Raw genomic sequence first — 12,713 nt, 5'->3', positions numbered from 1 at the left:
ATGTCGATTACCGCCGAACGCAAAGCGGAAGTCATTAAGACCAATGCCCGCAAGTCGGGTGATACCGGTTCGCCGGAGGTTCAGGTCGCGATCCTGTCGGAACGCATCGTCAACCTCACGAACCATTTCAAAAGCCATGGCAAGGACAATCATTCGCGCCGTGGTCTTCTGAAGCTCGTCTCCACGCGTCGTTCCCTTCTCGATTACGTCAAGAAGAAGGACGAAGCGCGTTACAGGGCTCTGCTCGAAAAGCACAACATCCGCCGCTGAGCAAAGTCCGCGCGCATCTCCGCGCGCTGTCATGCGCGGACGTCAATGTCCGCGCCATGTGTGATCTGCAAAAAGCGAAATCCGGTTTTTGCAGACAGATCATGCCCAAAGGAGAGCGTGTCCAGCAGCAATCCGGCGGCTGGGCGATGACGGGTCAAATGCCCGTACCATCGGAAGGATGGACGCCATTCAAGTCGTGAAAACCATGGCAGGATCGCCGGACGCCGCCGCCGCAACGATGGTTGTGGCCAGCGTCTCGCAATCTTGCGCATGGTTTTTGCGTCTGGCGTCCGTGCTTTCCTGAACCCAAGAAAGACAACAAGATGTTCAACAAGCATTCAGTCGAGATCGACTGGGGCGGGCGTCCGCTCAAACTCGAAACCGGCAAGATCGCCCGCCAGGCCGACGGCGCCGTGGTGGCCACCTACGGCGAGACCGTCGTGCTCGCCACCGTCGTCGCCGCCAAGACGCCGCGCGAAGGCGTCGACTTCCTGCCGCTCACCGTCGATTATCAGGAGAAGACCTACGCCGCGGGCCGCATTCCCGGCGGCTACTTCAAACGCGAAGGCCGCCCGAGCGAAAAGGAGACGCTGGTCTCCCGCCTGATCGACCGCCCGGTCCGTCCGCTGTTCGCCGACGGCTGGCGCAATGAGACCCAGGTGATCGTCACCGTGCTCTCGCACGACATGGAGAACGATCCCGACGTGCTGGCGATGGTGGCCGCGTCCGCGGCGCTGACGCTCTCCGGCGCACCGTTCAGGGGCCCGATCGGCGCCGCCCGCGTCGGTTTCATGAACGACGAATACGTCCTCAATCCGACGCTCGACGAAATGGTCGACACCCAGCTCGAGCTGGTCGTCGCCGGCACCGCGGACGCCGTGCTGATGGTCGAATCGGAGGCCAAGGAGCTGAGCGAAGACATCATGCTCGGCGCCGTGATGTTCGGCCACCGTCACTTCCAGCCGGTCATCAACGCCATCATCGAACTCGCCGAGAAGGCCGCGAAGGAGCCGCGTGAAGTCAGCCAGGCCGACGACAGCGCGCTCGAGAAGGACATGCTCGGCCTGATCGAAGGCGACCTGCGCCCGGCCTACGCCATCGCCGACAAGCAGCAGCGCCAGAACGCCGTTGCCGCGGCCAAGGCCAAGGTCATCGCGCATTACTTCCCGGAAGGCCAGGAGCCGAAATACGACAAGCTCCGCATCGCCGGCGTGTTCAAGCACCTCGAGGCCAAGATCGTGCGCTGGAACATTCTCGATACCGGCAAGCGCATCGACGGCCGCGACGTCAAGACCGTGCGCAACATCCTCGCCGAAGTCGGCGTGCTGCCGCGCGCTCACGGCTCGGCGCTGTTCACCCGCGGCGAGACCCAGGCGATGGTCGTGACCACGCTCGGCACCGGCGAAGACGAGCAGTACATCGATGCGCTATCGGGAACGTACAAGGAGACGTTCCTGCTGCACTACAACTTCCCGCCCTACTCGGTCGGCGAGACCGGCCGCCTCGGCAGCACCAAGCGCCGCGAGATCGGCCACGGCAAGCTGGCGTGGCGCGCGATCCATCCGGTGCTGCCGCCGCACCACGAATTCCCCTACACCATCCGCGTGGTTTCGGAGATCACCGAGTCCAACGGCTCGTCGTCGATGGCCTCGGTCTGCGGCGCCTCGCTGTCGCTGATGGATGCGGGCGTTCCCTTGAAGCGGCCGACGGCGGGCATCGCCATGGGCCTCATTCTCGAAGGCAGCCGCTTTGCCGTGCTCTCCGACATTCTCGGCGACGAGGACCATCTCGGCGACATGGACTTCAAGGTGGCCGGCACCGAGGTCGGCATCAGCTCGCTGCAGATGGACATCAAGATCGCGGGGATCACCGAGGAGATCATGAAGGTCGCGCTCGCCCAGGCCAAGGACGGGCGCATCCACATCCTCGGCGAAATGGCGAAAGCCCTGACCAACGCCCGCGCCGAGCTTGGCGAATACGCGCCGCGCATCGAGACCTTCAAGATCCCGACCGACAAGATCCGCGAAGTGATCGGCACCGGCGGCAAGGTGATCCGCGAGATCGTCGAGAAGACCGGCGCCAAGATCAACATCGAGGACGACGGCACCGTGAAGGTGGCGTCGAACGACGGCGAGGCGATGAAGGCCGCGATCAAGTGGATCAAGTCGATCGCCTCCGATCCGGAAGTCGGCCAGATCTACGAGGGCACCGTGGTCAAGGTGATGGAGTTCGGCGCTTTCGTGAACTTCTTCGGCGCCAAGGACGGCCTCGTCCACATCAGCCAGCTCGCCGCCAGCCGCGTGCAGAAGAGCTCAGACATCGTCAAGGAAGGCGACAAGGTCAAGGTCAAGCTGCTCGGCTTCGACGATCGCGGCAAGACGCGGCTGTCGATGAAGGCGGTCGATCAGCAGACCGGCGAGGACCTCGAGGCGGCCGGACACAAGGCGGAAAAAGCCGACGCGCCGCGCGAGGCCGCGGGCGAGTGATCGCTACCGAAAATGGTGAATTGCAAAAGGGCGGCTTTCGAGCCGCCCTTCTTGTTTGACCTGTCCGGCTCTCAGCGCTTCCCATCCTTTGACGACGATCGAGCATCTGACTGTTCCCTCCCCCCTTGTGGGGGAGGGTCAGGGAGGGGGTATGCTCCGCATGCTGCGACGCTGCTGACCCCCCTCTCCACTTCTCCCACCCTCAGGGCGTTCACGCCCGTCTTCGACGGGCTATGGGGGGAGAGAGCCGGCTGCGACTTGCCAGGACCGCTCTGCTCACCCGCAGGCACGTTGGCGTTCACACACCCCTTCACCACCTCGCCCAACGCCGCAAAATCGGCCTTGCGCGGCGAAGTTCTGCGGAACGCCAGCCCGATGCTGCGTCCGGGCTGCGGCTCTTCCAGCCGCAGGATCTTGACGCGCTGGTCGCGCGCCTCGACATCGGCGGCGATCTGCGGGATCAGCGTCACGCCGTAACCGCCGGCCACCATCTGCATCACAGTGGCGAGGCTGGATGCGCCGAACGTCATGCCGGTGCTGCCCGGCGCCGGTGTCCGCGGGATCGTGGCGCAGAAGGCCAGAGCCTGGTCACGCAGGCAGTGGCCGTCCTCGAGCAGGATCAGGCGCGACTGATCGATGTCGCGCGCCGCCACCCGGCGTTGGCACGGCCGCGGATCGCTCGCGGGCACCGCCAGCAGGAACAGATCGTCGAACAGCATCATGGTGTCGATGTCGGGCTCGCCGAGCGGCAGCGCCAGCATCGCGGCATCGAGCGCGCCGCCCTTGATCTCCTCGACCAGCAGCCGGGTCTGCGTCTCGCGCAGTTCCAGTTGCAAGTCCGGAAACTGCGATTGCAGCGCCGGCAGCATGCGCGGCAGCAGGTACGGCGCGAGCGAAGGGATGATGCCGAGGGTCAGGCGTCCCGTCAGCGGTCTGGACCGATGGCGGGCGAAATCGGCGAGATCGCGCACTGAGGCCAGCACATCCTCGGCGCGGCGGGAAATCTCCCGGCCGATTTCGGTTAGCATCACCTCGCCCGGCCGCCGCTCCACCAGAGTGACGCCGAGAAATTGTTCCAGCTCCCGGATCTGCATCGACAGCGCTGGCTGGGTGATGGCGCAGGCTTCCGCGGCGCGTCCGAAATGGCTGTGGCGCGCGAGCGCGACGAGGTAGCGGAGCTGTTTGAGCGTGACCATTACCGATCATATAAACTTATCATGATGCGAAGACAATACGACTGGACCTTATCGTTGATATCTCCCAAACTCGGCTCATCACTCTCGCGTTGCCGAAAGGACTGCGGCCTTGGCTGACCAAACCCTATCGCGCACCGGCGCCGTGCCCGGACAGGCAGACGCAGCCTTGCGCTGACGTCTCCATCGCGGGCGGCGGCAGTTTCGGTGTCGCCACGGCGGCCATTCGGCAACGTGACAGCACAGCATCGGAGACAATCATGGACGCAAAAACGGACGACAAGGGCGCGGGCAAATGCCCGTTCACGGGCAGCAGCGGCCACCGAAACCGCGACTGGTGGCCGGGCCAACTGGACGTTCAGGTCCTCCATCGCAACTCGAAACTGTCCGACCCGATGGACAAGGACTTCGACTATGCCAGGGAGTTCAAGAGCCTCGATCTGAACGCCGTCATCAAGGACCTGACAGCGCTGATGACGGACTCGCAGGAGTGGTGGCCGGCCGATTTCGGTCACTACGGTGGACTGATGGTCCGCCTGGCGTGGCACAGCGCCGGGACCTACCGCATCACCGACGGCCGCGGCGGCGCCGGTGCCGGTCAGCAGCGCTTCGCACCACTGAACTCATGGCCGGACAACGTACTCCTCGATAGAGGACGCCGCCTGTTGTGGCCGATCAAGCAGAAATACGGCCGCAAGATTTCCTGGGCCGACCTGCTGGTGCTCAGTGGCAACGTCGCGCTGGAATCGATGGGCTTCAAGACCTTCGGCTTCGCCGGCGGCCGCACTGATGTGTGGGAGCCGGAAGAACTCTATTGGGGTCCGGAAGGAACGTGGCTGGGCGACGAGCGCTATAGCGGCGAACGTCAGTTGGCCGAACCGCTCGCCGCCGTGCAGATGGGCCTGATCTACGTCAATCCAGAAGGACCGAACGGCAAGCCGGATCCGCTCGCGGCGGCCACGGACATCCGCGAAACGTTCTTCCGCATGGCGATGAACGATGAGGAGACCGTCGCACTGATCGCCGGCGGCCACACCTTCGGCAAGACCCACGGCGCCGGCGATGCATCGCTGGTCGGACCGGCGCCGGAATCCGCTCCCCTTGAGGATCAGGGTCTCGGCTGGAACAGCAAGTTCGGCACAGGCAAAGGAGGCGATTCGATCGGCAGCGGCTTAGAGGTCACCTGGACGCAGACGCCGACGACGTGGGACAACAACTTCTTCGATACGCTGTTCAAGTACGAATGGGAGCTGACCAAGAGCCCGGCCGGCGCCTATCAGTGGCAGGCGAAAGACGCCCCCGCCATCACTCCGGATGCCCACGACAAGTCGAAGATGCACGTGCCGACCATGCTGACGACGGACCTGTCGCTGCGCTTCGATCCGGCCTACGGCAAGGTCTCGAAGCACTTCCACGAGAATCCGGACAAGTTCGCGGACGCTTTCGCCCGCGCCTGGTTCAAGCTTACGCATCGCGACATGGGACCGCGCGAGCGTTATCTCGGCCCGCTGGTGCCGAAAGAAACGCTGATCTGGCAGGACCCGATCCCGGCCGTAGACCATGCGCTGGTCAACGACAACGACATCGCCGAGCTGAAGGTGAAAATTCTCGCCTCCGGCCTCACGGTGCCGCAACTGGTCTCGACCGCCTGGGCCTCGGCCTCGACGTTCCGCAACTCGGACAAGCGCGGCGGCGCCAACGGCGCGCGCATCCGGCTTGCTCCCCAGAAGGACTGGGAGGTCAACCAACCGCCCCAACTGAAAACGGTGCTGGCGAAGCTCGAAGCGATCCAGAGCGAATTCAACGGTGCACAGACCGGCGGCAAGAAAATCTCGCTCGCCGACCTGATCGTGCTCGCCGGCTGCTTCGCGGTCGAGAAGGCCGCCAGGGCCGCCGGCATCGACGTCAAGGTGCCGTTCACGCCGGGCCGGATGGACGCGTCGCAGGACCAGACCGACGTCGCGTCTTTCGCGCCGCTGGAGCCGCGCGCCGACGGCTTCCGCAACTACGTCGGTAGCCGGCACCAGTTCATGGCCCCCGAGGAGGCGCTGGTGGATCGCGCGCAATTGCTGAAACTGACCGGACCGGAAATGACGGTTCTCGTCGGCGGCCTGCGCGTGCTCGGCGCCAACGCCGGAGACTCCAGGCACGGCGTCTTCACCAAGCAGGTCGGCACGCTGACCAACGACTTCTTCGTCAATCTGCTCACCATGGATACGGTGTGGCAGCCGGCCGGCGACGGGGTCTATGAGGGCCGCGATCGCAAGACCAATGCGTCGCAGTGGACCGGCACCCGCGTCGACCTCATCTTCGGCTCGCACTCCCAACTCCGCGCGTTTGCGGAAGTCTATGCATGCACTGATGCCAAGGAAAAGTTCGCGAAGGACTTCGTCGCCGCATGGGCCAAAGTGATGAATGCCGACCGCTTCGATCTCGTCGCACAGGGCAAGAAAGCGGCATAAGCGGACTTGCAACACAAATGAAACGGCCGGGACATTGCCCCGGCCGTTTTTGTTTGTCTGGTTTCTCTCATGGTGAGGAGCCGGCTCCTTCAGCGCACTACTTCGCGGCGTCGTTCGGCGTGCCGTTGCCCATGCCATCGCTGCGCAACGCGTCCGGCTGCGGCATCGCGATGATGTTGTAGCCGGAATCGACGAAATGAATCTCGCCGGTGACGCCGCCGGACAGATCCGACAACAAATAAAGCCCGGCGCCGCCGAGCTCGTCGAGACTGACGCCGCGCCGCCGCGGCGAATGCTTCTGCTGGAACGCGAACATGAAGCGCGCATCGCCGATGCCGGCGCCGGCCAGCGTGCGGATCGGCCCGGCCGAAATGGCATTGACGCGAATGTTCTGCCCGCCGAAATCGACCGCCAGGTAGCGCACCGACGACTCGAGCGCCGCCTTGGCTACACCCATGACGTTGTAGTTCGGCATCGCACGGTCGCCGCCATTGTAGGTCAGCGTGATCATGCTGCCGCCATCCGGCATCAGCGCGGCGGCGCGTTTCGCGGATTCGGTGAAAGCGAAGCAGGAGATCAGCATGGTGCGCACGAAATTCTCGCGCGTCGTGTCGGCGTAGCGGCCGATCAACTGGCTCTTGTCGGAGAATGCGATGGCGTGGACCAGGAAATCCATCTTGCCCCAGGCGTTGCCGATATCGGCGAACACCTTGTCCACCGAGGCGATGTCCTCGACATCGCAAGGCAGCACCAACCCGGTGCCAACCGATTCGGCGAGCGGCCTGACCCGCTTGGCCAGCGCCTCGCCCTGGTAGGTGAAGGCCAGTTCCGCGCCATGCGCAGCCAGTGTCTTGGCGATGCCCCAGGCGATCGAATGGTCGTTGGCGACCCCCATGATCAGGCCGCGCTTACCTTGCATCAGTTGCTGCATCGTGACTCTCTGCGTTTTGGTTTCCTCCCCCCTTGCGGGGGAGGGTTAGGGAGGGGGGTTCGCTGCAGCGAGAAGGGCGATTGCGAAACAGGGGGTTCACCCCCCTCCCGATGCTTCGCATCGACCTCCCCCACAAGGAGGAGGCAAAAAACAAAAACAACACACGCTTCGCGCTACTCTCTAAACACTGGAAACCTCACGCATCCAATCGCTTGAACACCAGCGTGGCATTGGTCCCGCCGAAACCGAACGAATTCGACATCACCGTGCCGATCCTGGCGTTGTCGATACGCTTACGCACGATCGGCATGTCCGCGAACGCCGGATCGAGTTCGGTGATGTTGGCGCTTTCGCAGATGAAGCCGTTGTTCATCATCAGCAGCGAATAGATCGCCTCCTGCACGCCGGTCGCGCCGAGCGAGTGCCCCGTCAGCGACTTGGTGGCGGAAATCGGCGGACACTTCTCGCCGGTGCCGAACACCTTGCGGATCGCCTCGATTTCCGGCGGGTCGCCGGCCGGCGTCGAGGTCGCGTGCGGGTTGATGTAGTCGACCTTCGTTTTCACCGTCGACATCGCCATCCTCATGCAGCGCTCGGCGCCTTCGCCCGACGGCGCGACCATGTCGTAGCCGTCCGAGGTCGCGCCATAGCCGACGACTTCGCCGTAGATGCGCGCGCCGCGGGCCTTGGCGTGTTCGAGTTCCTCCAGAACCACCACGCCGGCGCCGCCGGCGATCACGAAGCCGTCGCGACTGACGTCATAGGCCCGCGAGGCCGTCGCCGGGGTGTCGTTGTATTTCGAGGACATCGCACCCATGGCGTCGAACAGCACCGACAGCGACCAGTCGAGTTCCTCGCAGCCGCCGGCGAAAACGATGTCCTGCTTGCCGATCTGAATGGTCTCAAAGGCATTGCCGATGCAATGATTGGAGGTCGCGCAGGCCGACGAGATCGAGTAGTTGACGCCCTTGATCTTGAACCAGGTGGCGAGCGTCGCCGACGCGGTGGACGACATCGCCTTCGGCACCGCGAACGGACCGACGCGCTTGGGTCCCTTGCTGCGGGTGATGTCAGCCGCTTCCACGATCGTGCGCGCGGACGGGCCGCCGGAGCCCATGATGATTCCGGTGCGCTCGTTGGAGATGTCGGTGGGCTCCAGACCGGAGTCGCGGATTGCCTGCTCCATCGCGACGTGATTCCACGCCGCGCCCTCCGCCAGGAAGCGCATCGCGCGGCGATCGACCACATCGGCCGGATTGAGCGTCGGCGCACCCTGCACCTGGGAGCGAAAGCCGAGTTCCGCATACTTGTCCGCGCGCGTGATGCCGGACTTCGCCTCAAAGAGACTGGATAGCACTTCCTGAGTGTTGTTTCCGATGGACGAGACAATGCCCATCCCCGTGACGACAACCCGCCTCATGATCTCCTCGCACGATCGTTACGCTGTCCCATGAAGGCACCCTCGTCAAAAATCCGAAACCTGCATCGACCCGGCCGAAGCCATTGGGCTCTCATGCCCCAGGCGCAGCATCCTGCTTGAACAGACCGACCTTCAGGTCTTTCGCGCGATAGATAATGTCGCCGTCGGCGGAAAGCCACCCGTCCGCGATCCCGAGCACCAGCTTCGAGCGCATCACGCGCTTGATATCGATGTTGTACACGACCTTGCGGACGTGCGGCAGCACCTGACCGGAAAACTTCAGGTCGCCGAGGCCGAGTGCGCGGCCACGGCCTTCGCCGCCGGTCCAGCCGAGATAAAATCCGACCATCTGCCACAGCGCGTCGAGGCCAAGGCAGCCGGGCATCACCGGATCGCCCTTGAAGTGACAGCCGAAAAACCAGAGGTCGGATTTCACGTCGAGTTCGGCGCGGATCAATCCCTTGCCGAACTCCCCGCCATCTTCGGTGATTTCGGTGATACGGTCGAACATCAGCATCGGCGGCAACGGCAACTGGGCGTTTCCGGGTCCAAACAGTTCGCCCCGGCCGCAAGCCAGCAAACCCTCATAATCATAGCTGCTGCGCCGGTCCTGCATACTGCGTGGCCTTTCTCTCTTCGAGCAATGACGGTTCGAAAGGCGCGCGAAACACGGGCCTTCGCCTGCACGGGCGTCGGTCATGGGGGTCGGCGCCGCGGAGGCTCTCTAACACAGGGTCTGGAAGGGGCAAAGCGAGGCCAGCGGTCCGATTCCAACATTTGCATCCTGTTGCGGCAGGAGTTGTTGCAAATGGTTAGAATCAAAGGACCACTCGTGTCCCGAATCCGAAGTTCGCATGTGGCGGCGGCAACCTTTGTGATGCAAGGCTTCGAATCAGGGAGACGCCGGCCGGTTTCGTTTCGCGTGCGGCCGGGTCTGGCATCCGCAGAGAGAATCCCGCGAACGTCGGAGCCGCCCCCCGCCCGCAGCCCAGGCTCATGAAAATACGGAAACGATTGATTTATATCGCCAATTTCATCATCACGCTGCCCGGCATCCGGCGAAACCCCTTGCTGCGGCATCAGTTTGGAGCCGTTCTAGTTGCGAAAAACTTGCATCTAAACGCCTTTTTTCCTATAGTCCGGGGCGAAAAACCTATACGCGGTAATGAGCTTTCAGGTGCATGGCGTGAGTATGAACGAGAACATCGTGATTGTAGCCGAGGAAGACGTTGACGTTGCGGCGATCCGTCACGGACGGCAGCCGACGCTGACGGGTTGCCCGTGGCACGACGTCAATGAAATGCTGCAATCGGTTGGCCTACGGCCGACCCGGCAACGCATGGCGTTGGGCTGGCTGCTGTTCGGCAAGGGCGCGCGGCATCTCACTGCGGAAATGCTCTACGAAGAAGCGACCATCGCGAAGGTTCCGGTTTCGCTCGCCACGGTCTACAACACGCTCAACCAGTTGACCGACGCCGGATTGCTGCGGCAGGTCAGCGTCGACGGCACCAAGACCTATTTCGATACCAACGTCACCGCGCACCACCATTTTTATCTCGAGAACAATCACGAGTTGGTCGACATCCCGGACCCGCATCTGGTGTTGCAGACGATGCCGAACGTGCCGGAGGGTTACGAGATCAGCCGCATCGACATGGTGGTGCGGCTGCGCAAGAAGCGCTGACCGGTTCGACTTGATCGATGTTCATTATGCCCGGCCACGCGCCGGGCATCTGTTTTATGACAGGCTGTTTTATGACAGGCGGCCTGACCAAACGATCCCGGCAATCACGACCGGACTGCCTTCAATTGATTTTTTCGTCGGCGTAGACGCCCCAGAGCCGCTGCTGCTGGATCCAGCCGTCAAAGCCGTCGCCCGCAACATGGCACCATCCCGCGGCGCAATGCTTGACCTGCGTCACCACGCCGGCCTGCAAGCGGGCCGCCACCGCGCTCGCGGTGTCGGCGCTGGAATACAACTGCGCCAAGTCGTCCTTGTGCTTCATCGTGACAACCGCGGTGCGGCGGCCTGACAGCAGCGAGTGATAGACCCAGCCCTCGGCTCCTTCGGAATCGCGGATGCGGCGCCAGTTCTCGAATTCCGCAGTGATTTCGACGGGGAGTCCGGCCTTGGTATAGACCCAGGAGACGTCGTTGTCCTTGGTCGGACCGACGCGGACGTTCACATGGTCGGACTTCAGGCTCACATAACGCGGAATCGGGAGCCCGCTCGTGGACAGCGCGGATTCCTTGGCATTGGCGACCGCTTCGATCCCGATCGCATTCAGCATCGCAGCCGCGAACACCATGGAAGCGAAAAGCCGTTTCACCATCATCACTCGTCCCCTGCGGAAGCCCACCATGCCGCCCGATCCCGGCCGGCCCATGTTCCGGGCCGGGGTTCTTGTCTTGGCCCGGCCTTCTGCTAGAGAGGACCAAACACCGGGCGACCGGGGAAACCCGGGAAACTGCACGGAAGATGCGAGGGACCCGGGAAACCAAGGAGACAGACGCTGAGATCAGCAGGCGGCTTGCAGTTTCGAGCACGCGGGTTAACGACAACTGAACGGTCCGTCGGCCGAAGCTGAATTCGCCGGATTGCGCGGCTATCCCGGAGCCGGTTGGGAGTGTAGCGGTTCGACGTTCGCTTCATGTCTGTGCAAGCTCCTCGGGGGAACGTCTGCATCCAAACCCAGTTGCTGCAAGGACGTGCGAACTTCGAAAATCGGAAATCGGAACGCTAGAGCGGGATGAGGAAAAGTGTGCAGCGGTTTTCCGCCCGCATCCCACTCAAAAATATAGGAATCGATCACGATGATTTTGGATCGATTCGATCCAAAATCATCGTGATCGAGAGAGCAAAAGATGTCGGTGAAGAAGAAGCCTCTGGTTGTCGTCACGCGCAAGTTGCCGGACTCGATCGAGACCCGCATGCGCGAACTGTTCGACGCGCGGCTCAATCTCGACGACAAGCCGCTGACGCCCGAACAGCTCACGGACGCCGTCCGTACCGCGGATATCCTCGTTTCAACGGTGACCGATGAGATCCCCGGGACCATCCTGAAACAGCCGGACTGCAAGCTGAGGCTGATCGCGCAGTTCGGTAATGGCGTCGACAATATCGATGTCGTCGCCGCGCACGAGCGCGGCATCACCGTCACCAACACGCCGAACGTTCTCACCGAAGACACCGCCGACATGACCATGGCACTGATTCTCGCGGTGCCGCGCCGCTTCATCGAGGGCGCCGCCATGCTGACCGCCGGCGGCGACTGGCCGGGCTGGTCCCCGACCTGGATGCTCGGCCGGCGGCTCGGCGGCAAGCGGCTCGGCATCATCGGCATGGGCCGTATCGGCCAGGCGGTGGCGCGCCGCGCCCGCGCCTTCGGCCTGCAGATTCACTACCACAACCGCAAGCCGGTGGCGCCGAAGATCGCCGACGCGCTCGGCGCGACCTATTGGGATTCGCTCGATCAGATGCTGGCGCGGATGGACATCATCTCGGTGAACTGTCCGCATACCCCGGCCACCTTCCATCTGCTGTCGGCGCGCCGCCTCAAGCTGATCCGCAAGGACGCCTATGTCGTCAACACCGCGCGCGGCACGGTGATCGACGAGGACACGCTGACCAGGCTGATCGAGGCCGGCGAGATCGCCGGCGCTGCCCTCGACGTGTTCGAGCACGAACCCGCGGTCAACCCGAGGCTGGTCCGCCTCGCCAAGGCCGGCAAGGTGGTGCTGCTGCCGCACATGGGCTCCGCCACCATCGAGGGTCGGGTCGAGATGGGCGAGAAGGTCATTATCAACATCCGCACCTTCCTCGACGCCCACAAGCCGCCGGACCGCGTGCTGCCGAGCATGTTGTAAGAAGCGCTTCCGCAAAACCCGTCATTGCTAGCAACACAAGACCGGCGGCGCCCGGTTTACGTCAGCGAAGCAATCCAGCACACA

General features: G+C 63.3%; 9 protein-coding genes and 1 pseudogene. 5 read left to right on the top strand and 5 right to left on the bottom strand.

The genetic code is table 11. From position 1 onward, the window contains the following. The gene (rpsO, locus tag V4R08_RS11815; RefSeq protein WP_011508643.1) at positions 1–270 is read left to right on the top strand and encodes a 30S ribosomal protein S15; all 270 of its coding nucleotides are present in this window, start codon (positions 1–3) and stop codon (positions 268–270) included. A gap of 323 nt (positions 271–593) precedes the next feature. After that, entirely contained in the window at positions 594–2,756 is a 2,163-nt protein-coding gene (pnp, locus tag V4R08_RS11810) for a polyribonucleotide nucleotidyltransferase (RefSeq protein ID WP_335579530.1), read from the top strand. Positions 2,757–3,052: 296 nt separating this feature from the next. Here the strand turns inward: pnp and V4R08_RS11805 are convergent. After that, positions 3,053–3,952, bottom strand: a pseudogene (locus V4R08_RS11805) (LysR substrate-binding domain-containing protein); the annotation flags it as partial. Positions 3,953–4,209: 257 nt separating this feature from the next. On the opposite strand from V4R08_RS11805, the gene katG reads away from it, so the two are divergent. Next, a complete protein-coding gene (katG, locus tag V4R08_RS11800; RefSeq protein ID WP_335579529.1) occupies positions 4,210–6,411 on the top strand; it encodes a catalase/peroxidase HPI in 2,202 nt (733 codons plus the stop codon). A 97-nt stretch (positions 6,412–6,508) separates the two neighbouring features. On the opposite strand, the gene fabI is transcribed toward katG, so the two are convergent. The 3 genes from fabI to fabA all read right to left on the bottom strand — a co-directional run bounded on the left by fabI (position 6,509) and on the right by fabA (position 9,378). Continuing rightward, on the bottom strand, positions 6,509–7,342 hold the full coding sequence (gene fabI / locus V4R08_RS11795; RefSeq protein WP_335579528.1) for an enoyl-ACP reductase FabI: 834 nt from the start codon (positions 7,340–7,342) through the stop codon (positions 6,509–6,511). Positions 7,343–7,538: 196 nt separating this feature from the next. Continuing rightward, entirely contained in the window at positions 7,539–8,762 is a 1,224-nt protein-coding gene (gene fabB, locus V4R08_RS11790) for a beta-ketoacyl-ACP synthase I (protein WP_335579527.1), read from the bottom strand. A 91-nt stretch (positions 8,763–8,853) separates the two neighbouring features. After that, positions 8,854–9,378 carry a 3-hydroxyacyl-[acyl-carrier-protein] dehydratase FabA gene (gene fabA, locus V4R08_RS11785; protein ID WP_335579526.1) on the bottom strand — a complete coding sequence of 175 codons (525 nt, stop codon included), beginning with the start codon at positions 9,376–9,378 and terminating at the stop codon, positions 8,854–8,856. A 576-nt stretch (positions 9,379–9,954) separates the two neighbouring features. Between fabA and irrA the strand changes: the two genes are divergently transcribed. Beyond that, positions 9,955–10,446: an iron response transcriptional regulator IrrA gene (gene irrA, locus V4R08_RS11780; protein WP_335580258.1), complete on the top strand. Its 492-nt coding sequence runs from the start codon at positions 9,955–9,957 to the stop codon at positions 10,444–10,446. A 121-nt stretch (positions 10,447–10,567) separates the two neighbouring features. Here the strand turns inward: irrA and V4R08_RS11775 are convergent, their stop codons facing one another. Then, positions 10,568–11,053 (bottom strand): SH3 domain-containing protein, encoded by a 486-nt coding sequence (locus V4R08_RS11775; protein WP_442935684.1) that lies wholly within the window; start codon positions 11,051–11,053, stop codon positions 10,568–10,570. Positions 11,054–11,627: 574 nt separating this feature from the next. On the opposite strand from V4R08_RS11775, the gene V4R08_RS11770 reads away from it, so the two are divergent. Then, positions 11,628–12,629, top strand: coding sequence for a 2-hydroxyacid dehydrogenase (locus tag V4R08_RS11770; RefSeq protein WP_335579525.1), 1,002 nt, complete (start codon positions 11,628–11,630; stop codon positions 12,627–12,629). Positions 12,630–12,713: the final 84 nt, after the last annotated feature.

It is taken from the genome of Nitrobacter sp. NHB1, assembly GCF_036964665.1.
Taxonomy (GTDB): domain Bacteria; phylum Pseudomonadota; class Alphaproteobacteria; order Rhizobiales; family Xanthobacteraceae; genus Nitrobacter.
This window is presented reverse-complemented; position numbering and strand designations above follow the sequence as displayed.